Genomic DNA, 22451 nt, shown 5'->3' on the forward strand with positions numbered 1-22451 from the left:
TGTTTTTTTTAATCATTCATCTCTGTGGGTGGGGGGGCCGCCCCCGGGCTCCCGCGGGCGGGGGGGGTTTTTTTTAACCCCACCACCCCCCCCCCCCGCGTGGTTCCCTGGGTTCCCCGTGGCTCTCGCGGCGATGTTTCACGTGAAACATCGCCTCTGTCGGCCCAGCAGCGCGGCGGTGATGGCGTAGAGGGCGGCCACACAGAGGATCAGCGGGACGGACTGCCCGTCGGTGGGGAGCATGAGGGAGGCCACCGCCGCGGCGCCGACGAAGGCGACGTTGAAGAGCACGTCGTAGACGGAGAAGACGCGGCCGCGGTAGTCGTCGTCCACCCGGGACTGCACGACCGTGTCGGTGGAGATCTTGGCGCCCTGGGTGGCGAGGCCGAGGACGAACGCGGCGGCCAGCATCGGCCCGGGGGCGAAGAACAGGCCGAGGGCCGGGACCAGCACCGCGGCGCCCGCCGAACAGGCGGTGATCCAGCCCAGCGCCCCCAGCCGGCCCACCAGCCAGGGAGTGACGACGGCGGCCGTGAAGAACCCGGCCCCCGAGACGCCGACCGCGATCCCCAGGAGGGCCAGTCCGTCGGCCTCGTTCTCCGACCACGCGTAGCGGCAGAGCATGAGCAGCATGACGAACAGCGCCCCGTAGCAGAACCGCATCGTGGTCATCGCGGTGAGCGCCCTGGCCGCTTCCCGGCGCGAGGCGAGATGGCGCAGGCCCTCGGCCATGCCCCGGACCGTGAGGGCGGCGCCCTCGGCGACCGACGGGTGGAGCACGCCAGGGGGGTGGTCGGGCCCCAGGAGGCCGATGGCCAGGCGCAGGGAGGCGAGGGCGGCGGTCAGGTAGAGGCCGGCCCCGAGCAGGACCACGAGGGCGTCGGCGTCGTCGGCCAGCAGCCGGACGAGGAAGGCCAGTCCCCCGCCCGCGGTCGCCGCGAGGGTGCCCGCGGTCGGCGACAGGGCGTTCGCGGTGACCAGCTGGCCGGGACCGACGACCCGGGGCAGGGATGCGGACAGCCCGGCCAGGACGAAGCGGTTGACGGCGGTCACGGACAGCGCCGACGCGTAGAACAGCCAGTCGGGGACCTGGGCGACGATCAGCATGCCGGTGACGCAGGCGAGGAAGGCCCGCAGCAGGTTGCCGTAGAGGAAGACCTGGCGGCGCCGCCAGCGGTCGAGCAGCACCCCGGCGAAGGGGCCGATCGCCGAGTACGGCAGCAGGAGTACCGCCATGGCCGAGGCGATGGCCGCCGGCGAGGTCTGTTTCTCGGGGGAGAACACGACGTAGGTGGCGAGCGCGACCTGGTAGACGCCGTCCGCCGCCTGGGAGAGCAGCCGTACGGCGAGCAGGTTGCGGAAGTCCCTGAGGCGCAGGAGTACGCGCAGATCACGTACGACAGGCATGAGGGCAAGGGTCACATACGCGGAGGGTCCCCGGGCATATTTCCCGGGGACCCTCCGCGGAAGAACAGCCGAAGTCCAGGTGTCCTCACGGACCCCAGGGGCTCGACTAGCGCTCGACCTCGCCCTTGATGAACTTCTCGACGTTCGCGTAGGCCTCGTCGTCGAAGTACTGCACCGGCGGCGACTTCATGAAGTAGCTGGACGCCGACAGGATCGGGCCGCCGACACCGCGGTCCTTGGCGATCTTCGCGGCGCGCAGGGCGTCGATGATGACACCGGCGGAGTTCGGGGAGTCCCACACCTCGAGCTTGTACTCGAGGTTCAGCGGGACGTCGCCGAACGCGCGGCCCTCGAGGCGGACGTAGGCCCACTTGCGGTCGTCGAGCCACGCGACGTAGTCGGACGGGCCGATGTGGACGTTCTTCTCGCCGAGCTCACGGTCGGGGATCTGCGAGGTGACGGCCTGCGTCTTGGAGATCTTCTTCGACTCGAGGCGGTCGCGCTCGAGCATGTTCTTGAAGTCCATGTTGCCGCCGACGTTGAGCTGCATGGTGCGCTCGAGACGGACACCGCGGTCCTCGAACAGCTTCGCCATCACGCGGTGCGTGATGGTGGCGCCGACCTGCGACTTGATGTCGTCGCCGACGATCGGGACACCGGCCTCGGTGAACTTGTCGGCCCACTCCTTGGTGCCGGCGATGAAGACCGGGAGGGCGTTGACGAAGGCGACCTTGGCGTCGATGGCGCACTGCGCGTAGAACTTCGCCGCGTCCTCGGAGCCCACGGGCAGGTAGCAGATCAGGACGTCGACCTGGCGGTCCTTGAGGACCTGGACCACGTCGACCGGAGCCTCGGCGGACTCCTCGATCGTCAGGCGGTAGTACTTGCCCAGGCCGTCCAGGGTGTGGCCGCGCTGGACCGTCACACCGGCGTTCGGGACGTCGCAGATCTTGATGGTGTTGTTCTCGCTGGCGCCGATGGCGTCCGAAAGGTCGAGGCCGACCTTCTTCGCGTCGACGTCGAACGCGGCGACGAACTCGATGTCACGCACGTGGTAGTCGCCGAACTGGACGTGCATCAGACCGGGGACCTTGGCCGCCGGGTCGGCGTCCTTGTAGTACTCGACGCCCTGCACCAGCGAGGCGGCGCAGTTGCCTACGCCGACGATGGCTACGCGAACCGAACCCATTCCGGTTGCTCCCTGTTTGTTCTCGGACGAGGTCTGCGAGATGCAGGCCTCATTTTTCAGTTTCGTCGGACGGACCGGGTCGTCTCCGATCCCGTCCCGCCCGCTCGCTCTCGATGAGCTCGTTCAGCCAGCGCACTTCGCGCTCCACGGACTCCATGCCGTGCCGCTGCAGCTCGAGCGTGTAGTCGTCGAGGCGTTCCCGCGTGCGGGCCAGTGAGGCGCGCATCTTCTCCAGGCGCTCCTCCAGCCGGCTGCGGCGGCCCTCCAGTACCCGCATGCGCACGTCTCGTTCGGTCTGGCCGAAGAAGGCGAAGCGGGCGGCGAAGGACTCGTCCTCCCAGGTGTCGGGTCCCGTGTGGGAGAGGAGCTCCTCGAAGTGCTCCTTGCCCGCGGCCGTCAACCGGTAGACGATCTTGGCGCGCCGCCCTGCGAGTGAAGCGGCGATCGCGTCTTCCGGGGCGTTGCCCGGCTCTTCGATCAACCAGCCGTTGGCGACGAGCGTCTTGAGGCAGGGATAGAGCGTCCCGTAGCTGAAGGCCCTGAACACCCCGAGCGAGGTGTTGAGCCGCTTGCGCAGCTCGTACCCGTGCATGGGGGATTCGCGAAGCAGGCCGAGGACGGCGAATTCGAGGATGCCTGAGCGCCTGCTCATCCGCCTGCCTCTCCTCCGACTCCGACTCCGAGCTCGGGGCCCTGAGTCTTTATACCGAGCTGATGTATCGACTCGATACATCCAGACGATAGAACGGTGCGCGTCCGGCGACAAGCGATGACGTGGTGACCGGCGTCACATCACCAATTCGTACGATGCAAGTTGCCTGATTTGGGGTGAACTTCGGCACTGGTCGGGTTTTGAGCGTGCGTAGTCTGTGCGCCAGGACACCGGGGGAACCGGAATTCACCTGCCGCTTCCAGGCCACTCGCCTGCCCGAGGAGTAGTCGTTCGATGAGCGAGCACCGCCGCAAACCGTCGCAGCCCCAAGGTGGTGGGCGAGCCGCGGCTCGCCGGGCTGCCCAGCAGCGTCCCGGCCGGGGCGCCGGATCCGGACGCGACGTCCCCACCGCCTCGCCCAGCGGCCCGTACGCGGAACCCTCCGCGCACGGCAGCCGCGCCGAGGCCCGCCGCGCCGCCCAGAGAGGAACCGCCGGCGGCCGCGGCAGAGGCTCCGGCCGCGCCGCCCGCGGCGCATCCGGGCTCCCGGACAAGCGCCTCGTCAACTACCCGCGGTCCGACCGGGACGGCTGGAAGCGCTTCGTGCCCTCCTGGAAACTGGTGTCCGGCACGGCACTGGGCTTCTTCGCGGTCATCACCGCCGGAGCGGGCATCGGCATCGCCATGGTGAGCACACCCGACCCGCACAAGGCGGCCCAGGCCCAGAACAACGTCTTCGAATGGGCGGACGGCACCCAGATGGTGGCGACCGGCGGTTCGATGAACCGCCAGATCGTCCCCATCTCGGACATCCCCCGGACCATGAGGGACGCCGTGATCGCCGCGGAGAACGAGTCCTTCGAGACGGACAAGGGCGTCGACCCGATGGGCATCGGCCGTGCCGTGTGGAACATGGCCACCGGCGGCTCCACCCAGGGCGGCTCGACGATCACCCAGCAGTACGTGAAGAACACCTACCTGGACTCCGACCAGACGCTCAAGCGGAAGGTCACCGAGCTCTTCATCGCCATAAGGCTGGGTGTCTCCGAGGAGAAGGACACGGTCCTCGCGGGCTACCTCAACACCGCCTACTACGGCCGCGACGCCTACGGCATCCAGGCCGCGGCCCGCGCCTACTTCGGCAAGGACTGCAAGGACCTCAACCCCGCCGAGAGCGCCTTCCTGGCCTCCGTGCTCAAGGGCCCCAACCTGTACAATCCGGACGGCGGCATCGGCGCGGCCGCCACCCCCGCCCTCAACGAGCAGCGGGCCAGGAAGCGCTGGGCCTGGGTGCTCGACCGCGAGGTCGAGGTCGGCCGGATGGACAAGGCCGAGCGCGCGAAGTACACGGACGCCGAGTTCCCCGCCCGCATCGAGTCGGAGCAGGCCCGCGGCATGACCGGCCAGATCGGCTACCTGGTCGACACGGCCAAGGCGTACGTGATGAAGACCGCGCACATCACCGCCGAGCAGATGGCCCTGGGCGGCTACACGATCAGGACCACCTTCGAGAAGCCGAAGGTCGACGCCCTGGCCAAGGCCGTCGAGGACACCCGCAACGAGTTCCTCGACGAGAAGAAGCGACCGGAGTTCGACACGTTCGTGCAGTTCGGCGCCTCTTCCGTGGACGTGAAGACCGGGAAGATCGTCGCGATCTACGGCGGGCCGGGCTGGGACCAGAAGTACTTCAGCAACAACGCCAACACCAGCGGTGTCCCGGTCGGCTCGACCTGGAAGCCGTACGTGCTGGCGGCGGCGATGGAGTACGGCACCCAGAACTCCAAGGGCCAGGGCATCTCGGTCGACAGCAAGTACCAGGCCAACGACCTCAGCGTGATCAACAACCGTGAGGGCAAGCCGCTGCGCGACGCCTCCGGGAACCCGTTCAAGCAGAAGAACGAGAGCCCCACCCCCTACGGCTACGTGACCCTCACCGAGGCGATGGAGAAGTCCATCAACGTCCCGTTCGCCCAGCTCGTCTTCGACGTCGGCCACGAGAAGGTGCGCAACGTGGCCAAGTCCACGGGCATCCTCGACGAGTCGATGAACCCGAACAACGACGCCTCCTTCGCACTGGGCACCTCGACCCCCAGCGCCATCCGGATGGCCGACTCGTACGCCACGTTCGCCGCCTCCGGCATGCACCGCGAGCCGTTCTCCGTGACCGAGGTCAAGAAGAACGGCGACAAGGTGGCCGGGTTCGAGGCCCCCACGGCCCAGCGGGCCATGGACAACGCCGTCGCGGACAACGTCACCAAGGTCCTGGAGAACGTCATCCAGAACGGCACCGGCACCAAGGCCAAGAAGCTGGGCCGGCCCGCCGCGGGCAAGACCGGTACCACCGACGAGAACAAGTCGGCCTGGTTCGTCGGCTACACCCCGGAGCTGTCCACCTCGGTGGTCCTCTTCCGCTCCAACCCCAATTCGAAGGACAAGGAGCTGCAGTCCATGAACGGCGTGGGCGGCACCGACTCCATCCACGGTGGTGACATCCCGGCCGTCATCTGGACCGAGTACATGCGCGAGGCGCTCAAGGGCGCCCCGGTCACGAAGTTCCCGGAGGCCGAGGAGCTCGGTGTGGTCGCCGACTCGGCGGGCGCTCCCTCCCCGACCCCCTCGGCCCCCGTGTCGCCGTCCACGTCGCCCTCGACCTCGCCGTCGAGCAGCCCGCCGCCGGTGTCCCCGACCCCGACGAAGGGCGGCAAGCCGTCCTGCAAGCCGTGGGAGCTGTACTGCGACCCGGCCACCAACGGCGGGAACGCCAACGGGGGCGCGAACGGCGGAGCCAACGGAGGAGCCAACGGAGGCAACGACGGCGGAATCATCGGGGGTCCCAGCGGATCTCCGTCGCCGACGACCACCGGCAGGCCGGGCCGCCCGGGCGGCAGCACGGGCTGGCCCACCGGGACGGCCGAGGACTGACCGGACCCGTCCACCGGCTCGGGGAAGGCCGTCGCACCTCGTGCGGCGGCCTTCCCCCATGCCCGGCCCGGTACGGCAGGATGAGCCCCATGACGAAGGTGCACGAGGACAGCCCCGTACTGCCCACCCAGCAGGACGAGGTCTCCGCAGCGGGCAGTGAGTTCCTCGGGGGCCCCATCGGCCGGCACGCCCGGCTCGGCGGCCACTGGCTGGGGCCCGTCCGCGTGGTGGCCCTGCTAGCCATCGGCATGTTCGCGCTGGGCATGGTGCAGAAACTGCCCTGCTACGACTGGGCGTGGTTCCGCGGAGCGGCCTCCCAGTACACCCACGCCTGCTACTCCGACATCCCGCACCTCTACGCGGTACGCGGCTTCGCCGACAACCTGACCCCGTACTTCGACCGCCTCCCCGGCGACATGGAGTACCTGGAGTACCCGGTGCTCACCGGGCTCTTCATGGAGATCGCCTCCTGGCTGACGCCCGGCAGCGGCTCCATGCAGCACCGCGAACAGATGTACTGGATGGTCAACGCGGGCATGCTGATGGCCTGCGCCGCCGTCATCGCCGTGTGCGTCGCCCGGACCCACCGCCGCCGCCCCTGGGACGCCCTGCTCTTCGCCCTCGCGCCGGCCTTCGCGCTCACCGCGACGATCAACTGGGATCTGCTGGCCATCGCCCTGACCGCCGCCGGAATGCTCATGTGGTCCCGCGGCCGGACGGTGCTCTTCGGCGTCCTCATCGGCCTGGCCACCGCGGCGAAGCTCTACCCGGTGCTGCTGCTCGGGGTGCTGTTCGTGCTCTGCTGGCGGGCCGGGAAGTGGCGGGCCTTCGGGGGCGCGGTCCTCGGCGCGGCCGGGTCCTGGCTCCTGGTGAACCTGCCGGTCATGGCCGGGGCCTGGGAGGGCTGGACGAAGTTCTACACCTTCAGCCAGGAACGGCCCATCGACTTCGGCTCCGTGTGGCTGCTGATCTCCCAGCGCTCGGGCAACCCCCTGGACGGCGCCAACACGTACGCGACCGGGCTGACGCTCCTGCTCTGCGGGGCCATCGGCCTGCTCACCCTGACCGCCCCGCGCCGGCCCCGCTTCGCCCAGCTGGCCTTCCTGGTCGTCGCCGCCTTCATCCTGGCCAACAAGGTCTACTCGCCGCAGTACGTCCTGTGGCTCATCCCGCTCGCGGCGCTGGCCCGGCCGCGCTGGCGGGACTTCCTGATCTGGCAGGCCACCGAGGTCGCGTACTTCTTCGGGATCTGGTTCTACCTGGCCTACACGAGCAGCGGGGACAAGCACCAGGGGCTGCCCACGGAGGGCTACCAGCTGGCGATCGCGGCCCATCTGCTGGGGACCCTCTACCTGTGCGCGGTCATCGTCCGCGACATCCTGATGCCCGAACGGGACGTCGTGCGCCGGGACGGTTCGGACGACCCCTCGGGCGGGGTCCTGGACGAGGCCGAGGACGTGTTCGTGCTGTCGGACGCGGCGAGGGCGCCGCGGTACGCGACGCCCTCGGACGGACAGCGGGTCGACTGGGGTACGGACTCCAAGGTCTGACCCGGACGCGCCGGCCGGTCGGTGACCGGCCGGCGGGCGGACGGAGTCAGGCGTCGAGCACCCGGTCGAACTGCGTGGTGGTGTGGCGCAGGTGTGCCACGAGCTCGTCGCCGACCTTGGGCTCGGTCGAGTCCGACGGCACGAACAGGATCGACACCTGCATGTGCGGTGGCTCCGCGAACCAGCGCTGCTTGCCCGCCCACACGAAGGGCGACAGGTTGCGGTTGACCGTCGCCAGGCCGGCCCGGGCGACTCCCTTGGCACGCGGCATTACGCCGTGCAGGGCCTTGGGGGCCTCCAGTCCCACTCCGTGCGAGGTACCGCCGGCCACGACGACCAGCCAGCCGTCGGAGGCGGCCTTCTGCTGGCGGTAGCCGAAGCGGTCGCCCTTGGCCACGCGCGTGACGTCCAGGACCGCGCCGCGGTACTCCGTCGCGTCGTGGTCGCCCAGCCACAGCCGGGTGCCGATCCGCGCACGGAAGCGGGTCTGCGGGAACTGCTGCTGGAGGCGGGCCAGTTCCTCCGCCCGCAGGTGGCTGACGAACATGGTGTGCAGCGGCAGACGGGCCGCGCGCAGCCGGTCCATCCAGCCGATGACCTCCTCGACGGCGTCCGAGCCGTCCGGGCGGTCCAGCGGCAGGTGCAGGGCGAAGCCCTCCAGCCGCACGTCCTCGATCGCCGCGTGCAGCTGGCCCAGGTCCTGCTCGGAGATGCCGTGGCGGCGCATCGAGCTCATGCACTCGATGACCACCCGGGCGCCGACCAGACCGCGGACCCCGTCCAGCGAGGCCACCGAGCGGATGACCCGGTCGGGCAGCGGCACCGGGTCCTCGCCCCGCCGGAAGGGGGTGAGGACGAGCAGGTCGCCGCCGAACCAGTCCTTGATGCTGGCGGCCTCGTACGTCGTGCCCACGGCCAGTACGTCGGCGCCCATCCGGGTCGCCTCCTCGCACAGGCGCTCGTGGCCGAAGCCGTACCCGTTGCCCTTGCAGACCGGGATCATCCCGGGGAACTGGTCCTGGATCTGCTTCTGGTGCGCACGCCAGCGCGCGGTGTCGACGTAGAGCGTGAGCGCCATGCCCGTCCGGAACCTCTCCTGAAAAGCTGCGGGTGCAGCGGTGCGTGGGTGGTGGGGTGGGTCAGCGACGCGACATGTAGATGTCGAGCGCCTTGTGCAGCACCTTGTTGAGCGGGAAGTCCCACTCGCCGACGTACTCGACGGCCTCGCCGCCCGTGCCGACCTTGAACTGGATCAGTCCGAACAGGTGGTCGTTCTCGTCCAGCGTGTCAGAGATGCCGCGCAGGTCGTAGACGCTCGCGCCCAGTGCGTACGAGTCGCGCAGCATGCGCCACTGCATCGCGTTGGACGGGCGCACCTCGCGCTTGTGGTTGGCGGATGCGCCGTACGAGTACCAGACGTGCTGGCCGACGGTGAGCATCGTGGCGGCGGCCAGCGGCTCCCCCTCGTGCTTGGCGATGTACAGCCGCATCCGGTTGGGGTCCTCGGAGTTGAGGGCCGTCCACTGGCGCTGGAAGTAGCTGAGCGGGCGCGGGCGGAACTTGTCGCGCTCGGCCGTGATCTCGTACAGGTGCTGCCAGGTCGGCAGGTCCTCGTAGCCGCCCTGGACCACCTCGACGCCGGCCTTCTCGGCCTTCTTGATGTTGCGGCGCCACAGCTGGTTGAAGCCCTTGAGGACGTCGTCCAGCGAGCGGTTGGCCAGCGGCACCTGGAAGACGTACCGGGGCTGGACGTCGCCGAATCCGGCGCCGCCGTCCTCGGCCTGCTGCCAGCCCATGCGGCGCAGCTTGTCGGACACCTCGAAGGCGCGCGGCTCGATGACCGAGGCCTCCACGTCGCGCAGGCGCTTGACGTCGGGGTCCTGGATTCCGGCCTTGATGGCGGCGGAGTTCCAGCGGCGGATGACGACGGGCGGGCCCATCTTCACGGTGAAGGCGCCCTGGTTCTTGAGGTGGGCCAGCATCGGCTGGATCCACTCCTCCAGATTCGGGGCGTACCAGTTGATGACCGGGCCCTCGGGGAGGTACGCGAGGTACCGCTTCACCTTGGGCAGCTGGCGGTACAACACCAGCGCCACCCCGACGAGTTCGCCGGACTTGTCGAACCAGCCGAGGTTCTCCGAACGCCACTCGTTCTTGACGTCGGCCCATGCCGGGACCTGGCAGTGGCTAGCCGAAGGCAGGCTCTGGAGGTAGGCCAGATGCTGCTCTCGGCTGATGGTGCTCAGGGACAGGCTCATGCGGGGTGTCTCCTCCGGCGGCTTCGCTGGCTATGGCGCGAAGCCTACTGCGACAGGGGCGCCACCCATCTGGGGGACGGGCCGTGGGCCCGGGCCCGGGTGAGCGGCGCTCCTGTCGCGGAGGTACCCCGGTCAGCCCAGCCAGCCGCCGAAGAGGCCGCCGTGCGCCATGCCGAGGAAGAAGCCGAAGGCCGATGCGCCAAGGCCGATGATCAGCGCGAAGCGCTCGCGTGTCGTGACGGAGATGAACTGTCCGTACGCGCCGGTGAGGATCCCGATCAGCCCGGTCCACGAGCTGAGCAGGTGCAGGTTGTGGAAGAACGCCGTGATGAACGCCACGGCGCCGAGGACCAGAGTGGCCGCCATCAGGGCGTCCTGCAGCGGATGGGGCTTGCCGTCGGTCGAGAAGAGCGAGATCGGCGGGGGTGAGGACTGGGGTCGCATGGCCTGTGCCATCGGAAGGCACCTCCTGGCTGAGCAGAGCGGCGCTGCGGGGCCTCCTCCGGCAGGGGCCGGGGGCATAGCACCGAGCACACCCGATGGATACAGATTGTGGCCCCCTGCCGCCGGATTTCAACCGGAAGGAGTCGAGGAGGTAGTCTGTACAGCTGCGCGGTGTCTGCTCTCGGACACCGTGCGCACGCATCACGACCCTCCTGCCACGGAACGACCGTGGCCGCTGAGTCCAAAGGAGGTGGGTTCCACATGCGTCACTACGAAGTGATGGTCATCCTCGACCCCGATCTCGAGGAGCGCGCTGTCTCCCCGCTGATCGAGAACTTCCTCTCCGTCGTCCGTGAGGGCAACGGAAAGGTCGAGAAGGTCGACACCTGGGGCCGTCGTCGTCTCGCTTACGAGATCAAGAAGAAGCCCGAGGGCATCTACTCGGTCATCGACCTTCAGGCCGAGCCTGCGGTCGTCAAGGAGCTTGACCGACAGATGAACCTGAACGAGTCGGTTCTCCGGACCAAGGTCCTTCGCCCCGAGACCCACTGAACTTCGGTTCAGCGGTAATCGGGATCGAGTAGCACAGCAGCCCCAGCAGCAATCCCCGCCGAGAGGTTCATCCATGGCAGGCGAGACCGTCATCACGGTCGTCGGCAATCTCGTCGACGACCCCGAGCTGCGCTTCACCCCCTCGGGTGCGGCGGTCGCGAAGTTCCGTGTCGCGTCCACCCCCCGCACCTTCGACCGCCAGACCAATGAGTGGAAGGACGGCGAGAGCCTGTTCCTGACCTGCTCGGTGTGGCGGCAGGCGGCGGAGAACGTCGCCGAGTCCCTCCAGCGGGGCATGCGCGTCATCGTGCAGGGCCGGCTGAGGCAGCGGTCGTACGAGGACCGTGAGGGTGTCAAGCGCACGGTCTACGAGCTGGACGTCGAGGAAGTCGGCCCCAGCCTGAAGAACGCCACGGCCAAGGTCGCCAAGACCACCGGTCGCGGTGGCCAGGGTGGATACGGCGGCGGTGGCGGTCAGCAGCAGCAGGGCGGCGGCGGTGGCTGGGGCGGAGCCCCCAGCGGCGGCGCCCCGCAGGGCGGCGGAGCTCCCTCCGACGACCCGTGGGCGTCCAGCGCGCCTGCCGGCGGCCAGCAGCAGCAGGGCGGCGGCGGTGGCGGCTGGGGCGGAAGCTCCGGCGGCTCCGGCGGTGGCTACTCGGACGAGCCGCCCTTCTAGGGCAGCTCGCATCCAAACTTCTTGATCACACAGGAGAGACACAATGGCGAAGCCGCCTGTGCGCAAGCCTAAGAAGAAGGTCTGCGCGTTCTGCAAGGACAAGACCGCGTACGTGGACTACAAGGACACGAACATGCTGCGGAAGTTCATTTCCGACCGCGGCAAGATCCGTGCCCGCCGCGTTACCGGCAACTGCACGCAGCACCAGCGTGACGTCGCCACGGCCGTGAAGAACAGCCGTGAGATGGCGCTGCTGCCCTACACGTCCACCGCGCGATAAGGAAAGGGTGACCGACTAATGAAGATCATCCTGACCCACGAGGTTTCTGGCCTCGGTGCCGCCGGCGATGTCGTCGACGTCAAGGACGGTTACGCTCGCAACTACCTGGTCCCGCGTGGTTTCGCGATCCGCTGGACCAAGGGTGGCGAGAAGGACGTGGCGCAGATCCGCCGCGCCCGCAAGATCCACGAGATCGCGACCATCGAGCAGGCCAACGAGGTCAAGGCCAAGCTCGAGGGCGTGAAGGTCCGTCTGGCCACCCGTGCGGGTGACGCCGGTCGTCTCTTCGGTTCCGTTACCCCGGCCGACATCGCCACGGCGATCGAGTCCTCGGGCGGCCCGAAGGTCGACAAGCGCCGCGTGGAGCTGGGCTCCCCGATCAAGACCCTCGGTTCGTACCAGGTCTCCGTGCGTCTGCACGCCGACGTGGCCGCGAACGTGGGCATCGAGGTCGTCGCCGCCTAAGGGCTGCGTACACGAAGGGCCGCACCCCGTTGGGGTGCGGCCCTTCGTCGTCGGGCGATGTTTCACGTGAAACATGCGCGGTGTCCGAGCTGTGTTTCACGTGAAACATCGGTCTAGCGGGTCGCTCCCGCGACCAGCCACCGGCCCGAGCGGGTGCGCAGCTGGAGGGTGACCATCCGGACCAGCATCATCAGCGTCATGGCCCACCAGAGCGTCGTCAGGCCGCCTCCCACCGCCGGCACCAGCAGCGCCGCCGGGGTGAACACGGCCAGTGTCACGAGCATCGCCCGGGCCAGGTAGCGGCCGTCGCCCGCGCCCATCAGGACCCCGTCGAGAACGAAGACGATGCCGGAGACGGGCTGGGAGAGCGCGACGACCAGCAGTGCGGGCAGCAGGGCGTCCTCGACCGCCGGGTCGCTGGTGAACAGCGGAATGAACACGGGGCGCGCCAGGACGACCAGCAGCCCGAGCACGATCCCCGACACGATCCCCCACTGCACCATGCGGCGGCACACGGCCTTGGCCCCCTCGGTGTCGCCCGCGCCCAGGTAGCGGCCGATGATCGCCTGCCCGGCGATCGCGATGGCGTCCAGGGCGAAGGCGAGCAGGCTCCACAGGGACAGCAGGATCTGGTGGGCGGCGATGTCGGCGTCGCCGAGGCGGGCGGCCACGGCGGTCGCGATCATCAGGACGGCGCGCAGGGAGAGGGTGCGGACCAGCAGGGGGGCGCCCGCCTGTGCACAGGCCCGGATCCCCGCGAGGTCGGGTCGCAGGGAGGCCTCGTGCCGCCGGGCCCCGCGGACGACCACGACGAGGTAGGCGGCGGCCATGGCGCACTGGGCGATCACCGTGCCCCAGGCGGAACCGGCGATGCCGAGGTCCGCACCGTAGACGAGGAGGACGTTCAGGGCCCCGTTGAGGGCGAAGCCCGCGACGGCGACGTAGAGCGGCGTACGGGTGTCCTGGAGGCCGCGCAGGACGCCGGTGGCGGCCAGGACCACGAGCATGGCCGGGATGCCGAAGGCGGAGATCCTCAGATAGGTGATGGCGTACGGGGCGACCGTGTCGGAGGCCCCGAAGAGGGAGATGAGCCAGGGGGCGGTGGGCAGGACCACGGCGATGACCGCCGCGCCGAGCAGGAGGGCGAGCCAGATGCCGTCCATGCCCTGCCGGATGGCTGCCTGGAGGTCGCCCGCTCCGACCCTGCGGGAGACGGCCGCGGTGGTGGCGTAGGCGAGGAAGACGAAGACGCTCACGGCGGTGGTGAGGAGAGCCGCGGCGATACCCAGGCCGGCCAGCTGGGGCGTCCCGAGGTGCCCGACGATGGCGCTGTCGGCCATCACGAAGAGGGGCTCGGCGACGAGCGCGCCGAAGGCGGGGACGGCGAGTGCGAAGATCTCTCGGTCGTGCCGTCTCGGCGCAGCCTTCGGTGCTGCGGGGGCCTGTGTCATGTGCTCAATCTAATCTTCCACAGGTAATGGATACAACCCTCTTTGGATCCTTACCAAGGCGCTGACTTGCAGGTTCCTCCCCACCCATTGGAGGCGATCTTGAGACAGTGGCCAAGATTTTTCCGCACAGGTCTGATCCGGCAAGAAAATCGCAGGTCAGATGGGGTGGAGGGGTGGGGTAGGTGATTTTGTCCACAGCGTCGTCCCCCGGTCCGTGCACAGCTTCCGGGGACTTACCCACAGCATTGGCGCCGTCGTCCACATCTCATCCACACAGCCTGTGGATAACAAGATTGGCTGACGCCGCCGTCGGCCCTACCGTGGTGCGTTGCCCGACTCGCCGACAGCCGATTCGGGTGCCCCAAATGTCAGAGCCGTGTCGTAGAAAAAGAGTGGCACGGCGAGGTCCGCGTTGCGGACGGGAGGAGGCGGCCCGGTGAGCATGTCCGAGCCCATGGACGACCCCTGGGCCGACAGCGGTCCAGGTGACCGTCTGCCGCCCCGTCCCCGCCGCAACGGCGAGGGCCGCGGCCGCGGCGACGACCAGCAGGACCGGGGCCGCGAGGGCGGCTCCTGGGACGGCGGCGGCGGCTTCGAGCGCGTCCCCCCGCAGGACCTCGACGCCGAGCAGTCGGTGCTCGGCGGCATGCTGCTGTCCAAGGACGCGATCGCCGACGTCGTCGAGGTGCTCAAGGGCCACGACTTCTACCGGCCCTCGCACGAGACGATCTACCAGGCCATCCTCGACCTCTACGCCAAGGGAGAGCCGGCCGACCCGATCACCGTCGGCGCCGAGCTGACCCGGCGCGGGGAGATCGGCAAGGTCGGCGGGGCCTCGTACCTGCACACCCTGGTGCAGTCGGTCCCGACCGCGGCGAACGCCGAGTACTACGCGGAGATCGTCCACGAGCGGGCCGTCCTGCGCCGCCTGGTCGCGGCCGGTACGAAGATCACGCAGATGGGCTACGCGGCCGACGGGGACGTCGACGAGATCGTCAACAGCGCCCAGGCCGAGATCTACGCGGTCACCGAGCAGCGGACCTCCGAGGACTACCTGCCGCTCGGCGACATCATGGAGGGCGCCCTCGACGAGATCGAGGCGATCGGCTCGCGCAGCGGCCAGATGTCCGGTGTGCCGACCGGCTTCACCGACCTCGATTCGCTGACCAACGGCCTGCACCCCGGCCAGATGATCGTCATCGCTGCCCGTCCCGCCATGGGAAAGTCCACGCTCGCACTGGACTTCGCGCGCGCCTGCTCCATCAAGAGCAACCTGCCGAGCGTGATCTTCTCCCTCGAAATGGGGCGCAACGAGATCGCGATGCGCCTGCTCTCGGCGGAGGCCCGCGTGGCCCTGCACCACATGCGCTCGGGCACGATGACGGACGACGACTGGACCCGGCTCGCCCGGCGCATGCCGGACGTGTCCGCCGCCCCGCTCTACATCGACGACTCCCCCAACCTGTCGATGATGGAGATCCGGGCCAAGTGCCGTCGGCTCAAGCAGCGCAACGACCTCTCACTCGTGGTCATCGACTACCTCCAGCTGATGCAGTCGGGCGGCTCGCGCCGTCCCGAGAGCCGTCAGCAGGAGGTCTCGGACATGTCCCGAAACCTCAAGCTGCTGGCGAAGGAGCTCGAGGTCCCGGTGATCGCGCTGTCCCAGCTGAACCGTGGTCCGGAGCAGCGCACCGACAAGAAGCCCATGGTCTCCGACCTGCGTGAGTCGGGCTCCATCGAGCAGGACGCGGACATGGTGATCCTGCTGCACCGCGAGGACGCGTACGAGAAGGAGTCCCCGCGCGCGGGCGAGGCGGACCTGATCGTGGCGAAGCACCGTAACGGCCCCACGGCGACGATCACCGTCGCCTTCCAGGGCCATTATTCGCGGTTCGTGGACATGGCCAACACGTAGCATCCGATCATGGATGAGCTCTCTGAGGACCTGGAACTTCTCCCTGCCACCCGGCGCGCGCTGCGCCACCGGATCGCCGTCGCGCAGAGCGAGGGCCGGGCTCCGTCCGTCGTGGCGGCCGTCGTGCGGGGCGGGGAGGTGGTCTGGGAGGGCTCCCGGACCTCGGTGGAGGGCCACGGCCCGGACGGGAACGTCCAGTACCGGATCGGGTCGATCACCAAGACGTTCACCGCCGTTCTGGTGATGCGGCTGAGGGACGAGGGTCTGCTGGGGCTCGCGGACCCGCTGGAGAAGCATCTGCTTGGTACCGGCGTGGGCGAGGTGACCATCGCCCAACTGCTGGCCCACACAGGGGGTCTGGCGGCGGAGACGCCCGGCGAGTGGTGGGAGCGCACTCCCGGTGCGCTGCGGCCCGAGCTGGCCGACGTGCTGGGGGACGAGCCGCTTCGGCACTCGCCCGGAAGCAGGCACCACTACTCCAACCCCGGTTACACGCTGCTGGGTTCGCTGATCGAGGCGCTGCGCGGGAAGCCGTGGGAAGAGGTCCTGCGGACCGAGGTGCTGGAGCCGCTGGGGCTGGACCGGACGAGCGGGTCGCCGCAGGCCCCGCACGCGGGCGGCTGGGCGGTGCACCCGTGGGCGGACCTGATGATGCCCGAGCCTCTGGAGGACCTGGGGCTGATGGCTCCGGCAGGTCAGCTGTGGTCCACGACAAGGGACTTGGCGAGGTTCGCGGACTTCCTGCTGCGCGGGGACGAGCGGGTGCTGGCCGCCGATTCGGTACGGGAGATGCGCACCTCGGCCGCGCCGCCCGAGCCGGGGCTCGCAGAGTCCGGCTACGGGCTGGGAATGCAGCTGATGGCCCAGGGCGGGCGCCGGCTCGCGGGGCACAGCGGATCGCTGCCGGGGTTCGTCGCCGGGCTGTGGCTGAGCGAGGCGGACGACCTGGCGGCGGTGGTGCTGGCGAACTGCACCTCGGGTCTGCCGGCCGCGTCGGTGGCCGCGGATCTGCTGGCGGTCGTCGCGGACGCCGAGCCGCGCTTCCCGCGGCCGTGGCGGCCGTTCACGGAGGCCGACCAGGTGCCGCTGGAGGTGTGCGGGCCCTGGTACTGGGGGACTTCGGCCCAGGTGGTGCGGCTGAAGGCGGACGGATCCCTGGAGCTGGGACCGGTGGGCGGGACCGGCCGTTCCGCGCGCTTCCGGGCGGAGCCGGACGGCACGTGGACGGGCCTGTCCGGGTACTACGCGGGGGAGACGCTGCGGGCGGTGCGGCGCGCCGACGGCTCGGTGAGCCACCTCGACCTGGCGTCCTTCGTGTTCACGCGGGAGCCGTACGACGCCGAGGCCCCGGTGCCCGGCGGAGTGGACCCGCAGGGCTGGCGGGGCATCGGCTGACGGCCGTGCTCAGGCGGTGAGTTCGCGCTCCAGCGGGGTGCGGAAGCGCGGGGTGATGCGGGCCTCGCCGACCCATGCGGCGAGGCGGGCGGCCTCGGCGGTGATCGCCTCCTCGGCGGCGCGGCCGGGCTCCGCCAGCAGCCGCCAGACGATCTCGCCGTCGCCGCGCTGGGCCCAGCCGCCCACGATCTCGCCGTTCCACCACACCGTGGGGCCGATGTTGCCGGCGTAGTCGAAGAGGGCGGGCCGGTGGGCCGGGTCGAGGTGGAAGCCGCGGTCGGCCCAGCCCATGCCGCTGGGGTCGAGGCCGGGGAGCAGGGCGGCCCAGGGCTCCGGGGCCGGTTCGGGCGCGGTGTCCCCGGGGCTGACGAGGGCGGTGGTCCCGTCCTCCAGGCGCACCTGGTCGGGGCCCACGGCCGCGAGGGCCTTGCGGACGTCGCCGAGGGTCCAGCCGGTCCACCACTTGAGGTCGGCCTCGGTGGCCGGCCCGTACGCGTGCAGCCAGCGGCGGGCGATCTCGGCGCGCGCCTCGGCCGGGGGTACGGGGGGCCAGGGCTCGGTGTGGACCCAGCGGAACTGGCTGGAGGTCCACGAGCCGCGCGGGCGGTCGCGGCGGATCCGCCCGTCGGCGGCCAGCAGGCGGATGACCCGGGTCGCGACGCCCGTCTCCGCCTCGTACTTCTTGCCCCTGCTGATGGTGATCTTCTGGCGCAGGGCCGGCACGGCGGCGGACAACTGGCTGCCGGTACAGGGCCCGTGACTGTCGAGTGCCTCGAGGGCCGCGGCCTCGGCCAGGGCCAGCCAGGCGGCGTCCAGGCCCTGTCCGTCCTCGTCGAGGTGCTTGAGGAGGCTGCGGCGCTCCTTGGCGGCGATGGCGCGGGCCGTGGAGGAGTCGACGTGCGGGGCGAGGCCGGTCGAGACGGCGAAGAGGGTGTTGCGCATGCTCAGCAGGCGGACGAGGCTGACGTCCTCGTAGAGCGCCTGCTCGATGGTGCCCGAGCCGCCCGAGACGAGCCGGGCACGGGCGGAGAGGAAGACGGTCGCGGCGTCGGTGGCGTGCAGGGCGACGACGGCGTCGGCGGCCTCGGGAACCGTGGCGGCGCGGGTCGAGGGAGCCAGGCGGTGGCGTCGGCCGAGGCGGTGGCGGCGCTCGGCGGTGGTGACGAGGGGCAGGCTGGGGCTCATCCTCCCGATCGTAGGCCGGGCCGCTGACACGGCGGCCCGGCCTACGGTCACGGCGGCCGTCAGAGCTGGAGCTTGAACCCGACGTGGGAGGCGGCGAAGCCGAGCCGCTCGTAGAAGCGGTGGGCGTCGGTGCGGGTCGCGTCCGAGGTGAGCTGGACGATGTCGCAGTGCTCGGCGCGGGACTTCTCGATCGCCCATTCGACGAAACGGGTGCCCAGGCCGCTGCCGCGCTCGTCGGCGTGGACGCGGACGCCCTCGATGATCGAGCGGGTGGAGCCCTTGCGGGACAGGCCCGGCACGATCGTCAGCTGCAGCGTGCCCACGACGCGCTCCGCGCGGACGGCCACGACGAGGTGCTGGTTCGGGTCCTCGGCCAGGCGCTTGAAAGCAGAGCGGTAGGGGGCGAGGTCCTCCGGCGATTCCCGGGTGGCGCCGAGGGGGTCGTCGGCCAGCATGGCGACGATGGCGGGCAGATCGGCCTCGGTGGCGGGGCGGATGGCCAGTTCGGGGGTGTCGGTCACGGCGGGGTGTCCTCTCTCAGCCGGCGGCCACGGTGAGCGGTGCCCAGCGGCGGGTCCAGTCGCCGGGCAGGCCCGCGATGTCCCGGGTCATGACGGCGTTGAAGGCCACGGAGCCGAGGCCGCGGTCCTTGAGCCAGGAGACGAGCTCCTCGTGGCGTACGTCGACGTCGGTGCGCAGCGGCCGGTCGGTGGTGGCGGCGAGCGCGGTGACCAGGGCCTGCGCTCCGGCGGTGTCACGGGCGATCAGCGGGCCGATGACATGGGTCTCCATGTTGGGCCAGATCGCGGCGTAGCCGGTGAGGGCGCCGGCCCGGTCCTCGGCGACGAGCAGCCGGTCGGTGAAGGCGGGGAGCCGGGTGATGATGTGGGTCCGGTCGGTGCCGAAGACCTCGGTGTCCAGCCGGAGGATCCGCGGCAGATCCTCGGCGGTGGCGGGCCGGACGGTGGCGCCGCCGGCCGCCGCGGCCGCCGTGTCGGGGCGGAAGACGCCCTTCAGCATCTCGGCGCGGCCGGTGGTCTCGAAGCCCAGCTCCTCGTAGAGCGGGCGTCCGTAGGGCGTCGCGTGCAGGGTGAGGGGGATGCCCTTGAGGACGTCGTCGCAGATGTGCGTCATCAGGCGGCGGCCCAGGCCCTGGCGGTTGTAGCGGTCGGCGACGAGGACCATGCCGATGGCGGCGAGCTCCGGTTCGGCGCGGGTGCCGCCGTAGCCGGTGACGACGCAGGCGGCGGCCAGTCCCCGCCCGTCCGGGGCGTCGATTCCGTAGCCGTTCCCGGCGGCGAGGAGCAGCCCCCATTTGTGGTCCTCGCGGGGCCAGCCGCGGTCTTCGGAGAGGTCGGCGCAGTGGCGGAGATCGTCCGCGGTCAGCGCTCGGATCGGCAGCTCGGTGAGGTGTGGAGGTGTCACCGACTCAGACTGGATCATGGGGTCGGGAGCCGTCCAGAGGATTTGGGAGGGAATGTTTCACGTGAAACAGGCGCATGTTTCACGTGAAACATGCGCCTGTGGATGAAGCGGACCCTTTAGCCTCGATTGCTATGGCCCTTCTGCACCTCTTCGACCTCGACGGCACCCTCATGTTCGGCTCCGCGGCGCCGGTCGAGATTTCCCGGCAGCTCGGACTGAGCGCCGAGATCGCCGAACTGGAGCGGGCGTTCAGCACGTGCGAGATCGGACCGCAGGAGTTCTCGCTGGCCGCCCACACGCTGTGGTCGGAGCTGACGCCCGCGCACGTCCGGGCGGCGTTCGACGGCTCTCCGTGGCTGGCGGGCATCCAAGAGGTGTGGCGGGAGATCCGGGAGCGTGGGGACTACTGCGCGGTGATCTCCCTGTCCCCGTCCTTCTTCGTGGAACTGCTGCTGGAGTGGGGTGTGCACGCCGCGCACGGGTCGCTGTACCCGCAGGTGCCGTTCGTGGGACCCATGGAGGTGTCGGGGATCCTGACGCCCGAGGGCAAGGTCACGGTGGCGGACCGGCTGTGCGAGCGGTTCGGGGTGAGCCGGGGTGACTGCGTCGCGTACGGGGACTCGATGACCGACGCGGTGCTCTTCGAAGTGGTGCCGGTCTCGGTGGCGGTCAACGCGCGGCCGTATCTGGCCGAGCGGGCCACGCACGTCTACGAGGGCCGGGACCTCCGGGAGGCATACCAGCTCGCAGCGATGCCACGCCCGGGAGTTGCGGCATCTTAAGAGGAAAGTGGGTTCGAAACGCGGATTTCCCGCATTTCCCCGCAGGCCTCCGGAGCGGCTGGCACGCTGTAAACCCCGGAACCACGGATTCACAGACCGTGGCGTGTGCAACCGACCGAGATGTTTCGAAGCGAGGCACCGCATGGACGCTCCGCCCACCAGATCGGCCAGACGGGGGACGGCCCGGATACCCGTCGAGGGGGGTGCGGCCGAGCCCTCGCCGGATGCCGTGCTCATCCGCCGGACCCTCGCGGAGATCGCACCCGTCGCCGACAGGGTGACCTCGTACTTCTACGCCCTGGTGTTCACCGGACACCCCGAGGTGCGCGGCATGTTCCCCGCCGCCATGGACGTCCAGCGCGACCGGCTGCTGAAGGCCCTGCTGACGGCGGCCGAACACATCGACAACCCCGAGGTGCTCACGCCCTATCTGCGGCGGCTGGGCACCGGACACCGCAAGTACGGCACCATGGCGGGCCACTATCCCGTGGTGGGCGAGGCCCTCATCGGTGCACTGGCCCGGTACGCGGAGGCGACCTGGGGGCCGGAGACCCAAGCGGCGTGGGTCCGGGCCTACACCGCGATCTCCCAGATCATGATCGACGCCGCGGCCGAGGACGAGGTCGCCAGCCCGCCGTGGTGGCAGGCGGAGGTGGTCTCGCACGATCTGCGCACCTCGGACATCGCCGTGCTGACCGTCCGCCCCGACCAGCCGTACGCCTTCCTGGCCGGCCAGTACGCCAGCGTGGAGACCCCCTGGTGGCCCCGGGTGTGGCGGCACTACTCCTTCGCCTCGGCGCCGCGCGCCGACGGCCTGCTGTCCTTCCACGTCAAGGCCGTCCCCGCGGGATGGGTCTCCAACGCTCTGGTGCGCCACGCCCGCCCGGGGGACGTACTGCGCCTCGGACCGCCCGCCGGGTCGATGGTCGTGGACCACACGACGGACAACGGGATGCTGTGCCTGGGCGGCGGGACCGGGATCGCCCCGATCAAGGCGCTGATCGAGGACGTGGCGGAGCACGGCGAGCGGCGCCCGGTGGAGGTCTTCTTCGGGGCCCGCAGCGACCACGACCTGTACGACAAGGACACGCTGCTCGGGCTCCAGCGCTCGCACCCCTGGCTGTCGGTGCGCCCGGTGGTGGGGAACTGGCTCGCCGGGCAGCTGCCGCAGGCGGTCGGCGAGAACGGGCCGTGGAGTTCCTACGACGCGTTCATATCCGGGCCGCCCGCGATGATCCGCAGCGGGGTCGACGAGCTCAAGCGGATCGGCATCCCTGGCGAGCGGATCCGCCACGACGCGGTGGAGGAGCTGGCGGGCGTGGCCGGCTGAGACCGGCGGGCACGCCCGCCGGTCCCGGCCGGGGGCTCAGCCCAGGTCGGGGGCGTGCATGGCGCGAACGCCCTCGATGTTCCCGTCGAGGTAGTGCCGCAGGGACAGGGGTACGAGGTGGACGGCGGCGATGCCCACCCGGCTGAAGGGCACGCGGACGATCTCGTATTCGCCCTCGGGCTGGTCGATCTCGGGGCCGTGCCGTTGGCTGGGGTCCATCGATTCGAGGTGGCAGACGAAGAAGTGCTGCACCTTCACACCGGTGACTCCTCCGTCGGCGATGTGCTCGACGGTGTCGACGAAGCAGGGCACGACATCGGTGATCTTCGCGCCGAGTTCTTCGTGGACCTCCCGGTGGAGGGCGTCGACGACGGTGGCGTCCGAGGACTCCACTCCGCCGCCGGGGGTGAGCCAGTACGGATCGACGCCTGGCTTGGTGCGCTTGATGAGGATCAGGTCGTCACCGTCGAGCAGGATCGCGCGGGCGGTGCGTTTGACCACGGGACGTTCGGTCATGGGAGAAGAGTGGCCCACCTCTCCCCTTCTGAAACGCGCCAGAGGCCGAAAAGCGGG

21 protein-coding genes are annotated in these 22451 nt (G+C 70.1%); 10 read left to right on the plus strand and 11 right to left on the minus strand.

The features are described from left to right. Positions 1-138: 138 nt before the first annotated feature. From ACFWP3_RS28990 to ACFWP3_RS29000, 3 genes are all read right to left on the minus strand, one after another. Positions 139-1407, minus strand: a complete 1269-nt coding sequence (locus tag ACFWP3_RS28990) for an MFS transporter (RefSeq protein ID WP_384226744.1) — start codon at positions 1405-1407, stop codon at positions 139-141. A gap of 106 nt (positions 1408-1513) precedes the next feature. Beyond that, complete coding sequence (locus tag ACFWP3_RS28995) at positions 1514-2596, minus strand: inositol-3-phosphate synthase (protein WP_030225220.1); 1083 nt, start codon at positions 2594-2596, stop codon at positions 1514-1516. A gap of 49 nt (positions 2597-2645) precedes the next feature. Beyond that, on the minus strand, positions 2646-3248 hold the full coding sequence (locus ACFWP3_RS29000; RefSeq protein WP_384226748.1) for a helix-turn-helix transcriptional regulator: 603 nt from the start codon (positions 3246-3248) through the stop codon (positions 2646-2648). Between the two features lie 294 nt (positions 3249-3542). Here ACFWP3_RS29000 and ACFWP3_RS29005 point away from each other — a divergent pair, with 294 nt between their 5' ends. Together ACFWP3_RS29005 and ACFWP3_RS29010 are read left to right on the plus strand one after the other, a co-directional pair. After that, entirely contained in the window at positions 3543-6170 is a 2628-nt protein-coding gene (locus ACFWP3_RS29005; RefSeq protein WP_384226750.1) for a transglycosylase domain-containing protein, read from the plus strand. 89 nt (positions 6171-6259) lie between these two features. Then, the gene (locus ACFWP3_RS29010; RefSeq protein ID WP_384226752.1) at positions 6260-7720 is read left to right on the plus strand and encodes a glycosyltransferase family 87 protein; all 1461 of its coding nucleotides are present in this window, start codon (positions 6260-6262) and stop codon (positions 7718-7720) included. Between the two features lie 46 nt (positions 7721-7766). Here ACFWP3_RS29010 and ACFWP3_RS29015 read toward each other — a convergent pair whose 3' ends face one another. From ACFWP3_RS29015 to ACFWP3_RS29025, 3 genes are all read right to left on the minus strand, one after another. Next, positions 7767-8798, minus strand: a complete 1032-nt coding sequence (locus ACFWP3_RS29015; RefSeq protein WP_384226753.1) for an alanine racemase — start codon at positions 8796-8798, stop codon at positions 7767-7769. Positions 8799-8859: 61 nt separating this feature from the next. Continuing rightward, positions 8860-9978 (minus strand): peptidoglycan bridge formation glycyltransferase FemA/FemB family protein, encoded by a 1119-nt coding sequence (locus ACFWP3_RS29020; protein ID WP_361750171.1) that lies wholly within the window; start codon positions 9976-9978, stop codon positions 8860-8862. 132 nt (positions 9979-10110) lie between these two features. Beyond that, the gene (locus tag ACFWP3_RS29025; RefSeq protein WP_384226756.1) at positions 10111-10434 is read right to left on the minus strand and encodes a hypothetical protein; all 324 of its coding nucleotides are present in this window, start codon (positions 10432-10434) and stop codon (positions 10111-10113) included. A gap of 249 nt (positions 10435-10683) precedes the next feature. On the opposite strand from ACFWP3_RS29025, the gene rpsF reads away from it, so the two are divergent. The 4 genes from rpsF (at position 10684) to rplI (ending at position 12395) form a co-directional block, all read left to right on the plus strand. Next, the gene (gene rpsF / locus ACFWP3_RS29030) at positions 10684-10974 is read left to right on the plus strand and encodes a 30S ribosomal protein S6 (protein WP_004950685.1); all 291 of its coding nucleotides are present in this window, start codon (positions 10684-10686) and stop codon (positions 10972-10974) included. A gap of 73 nt (positions 10975-11047) precedes the next feature. After that, the gene (locus tag ACFWP3_RS29035) at positions 11048-11650 is read left to right on the plus strand and encodes a single-stranded DNA-binding protein (RefSeq protein WP_384226758.1); all 603 of its coding nucleotides are present in this window, start codon (positions 11048-11050) and stop codon (positions 11648-11650) included. A 43-nt stretch (positions 11651-11693) separates the two neighbouring features. After that, the gene (rpsR, locus tag ACFWP3_RS29040) at positions 11694-11930 is read left to right on the plus strand and encodes a 30S ribosomal protein S18 (protein WP_005315025.1); all 237 of its coding nucleotides are present in this window, start codon (positions 11694-11696) and stop codon (positions 11928-11930) included. Between the two features lie 18 nt (positions 11931-11948). After that, positions 11949-12395, plus strand: a complete 447-nt coding sequence (gene rplI, locus ACFWP3_RS29045; protein WP_030008386.1) for a 50S ribosomal protein L9 — start codon at positions 11949-11951, stop codon at positions 12393-12395. A gap of 113 nt (positions 12396-12508) precedes the next feature. Here rplI and ACFWP3_RS29050 read toward each other — a convergent pair whose 3' ends face one another. Next, positions 12509-13846: an MATE family efflux transporter gene (locus ACFWP3_RS29050; protein WP_384226761.1), complete on the minus strand. Its 1338-nt coding sequence runs from the start codon at positions 13844-13846 to the stop codon at positions 12509-12511. Positions 13847-14288: 442 nt separating this feature from the next. On the opposite strand from ACFWP3_RS29050, the gene dnaB reads away from it, so the two are divergent. Both dnaB and ACFWP3_RS29060 read left to right on the plus strand, forming a co-directional pair. Continuing rightward, positions 14289-15761 (plus strand): replicative DNA helicase, encoded by a 1473-nt coding sequence (dnaB, locus tag ACFWP3_RS29055; RefSeq protein ID WP_384226822.1) that lies wholly within the window; start codon positions 14289-14291, stop codon positions 15759-15761. Positions 15762-15770: 9 nt separating this feature from the next. Then, on the plus strand, positions 15771-17156 hold the full coding sequence (locus ACFWP3_RS29060; RefSeq protein WP_384226764.1) for a serine hydrolase domain-containing protein: 1386 nt from the start codon (positions 15771-15773) through the stop codon (positions 17154-17156). Between the two features lie 9 nt (positions 17157-17165). Here ACFWP3_RS29060 and ACFWP3_RS29065 read toward each other — a convergent pair whose 3' ends face one another. The 3 genes from ACFWP3_RS29065 to ACFWP3_RS29075 are packed head-to-tail and all read right to left on the minus strand — an operon-like array spanning position 17166 to position 19766. Then, complete coding sequence (locus ACFWP3_RS29065; RefSeq protein ID WP_384226766.1) at positions 17166-18341, minus strand: winged helix DNA-binding domain-containing protein; 1176 nt, start codon at positions 18339-18341, stop codon at positions 17166-17168. A gap of 59 nt (positions 18342-18400) precedes the next feature. Further along, complete coding sequence (locus ACFWP3_RS29070; RefSeq protein ID WP_384226768.1) at positions 18401-18862, minus strand: GNAT family N-acetyltransferase; 462 nt, start codon at positions 18860-18862, stop codon at positions 18401-18403. Positions 18863-18878: 16 nt separating this feature from the next. Then, the gene (locus tag ACFWP3_RS29075; protein ID WP_384226770.1) at positions 18879-19766 is read right to left on the minus strand and encodes a GNAT family N-acetyltransferase; all 888 of its coding nucleotides are present in this window, start codon (positions 19764-19766) and stop codon (positions 18879-18881) included. Between the two features lie 131 nt (positions 19767-19897). Here ACFWP3_RS29075 and ACFWP3_RS29080 point away from each other — a divergent pair, with 131 nt between their 5' ends. Both ACFWP3_RS29080 and ACFWP3_RS29085 read left to right on the plus strand, forming a co-directional pair. Beyond that, on the plus strand, positions 19898-20548 hold the full coding sequence (locus ACFWP3_RS29080) for an HAD family hydrolase (RefSeq protein ID WP_384226773.1): 651 nt from the start codon (positions 19898-19900) through the stop codon (positions 20546-20548). Positions 20549-20690: 142 nt separating this feature from the next. Then, complete coding sequence (locus ACFWP3_RS29085) at positions 20691-21878, plus strand: globin domain-containing protein (RefSeq protein ID WP_384226776.1); 1188 nt, start codon at positions 20691-20693, stop codon at positions 21876-21878. A gap of 36 nt (positions 21879-21914) precedes the next feature. Here the strand turns inward: ACFWP3_RS29085 and ACFWP3_RS29090 are convergent, their stop codons facing one another. Further along, a complete protein-coding gene (locus tag ACFWP3_RS29090) occupies positions 21915-22394 on the minus strand; it encodes an NUDIX domain-containing protein (RefSeq protein WP_384226778.1) in 480 nt (159 codons plus the stop codon). Positions 22395-22451 lie beyond the last annotated feature (57 nt).

The organism is Streptomyces sp. NPDC058525, from assembly GCF_042719495.1.
GTDB lineage: Bacteria > Actinomycetota > Actinomycetes > Streptomycetales > Streptomycetaceae > Streptomyces.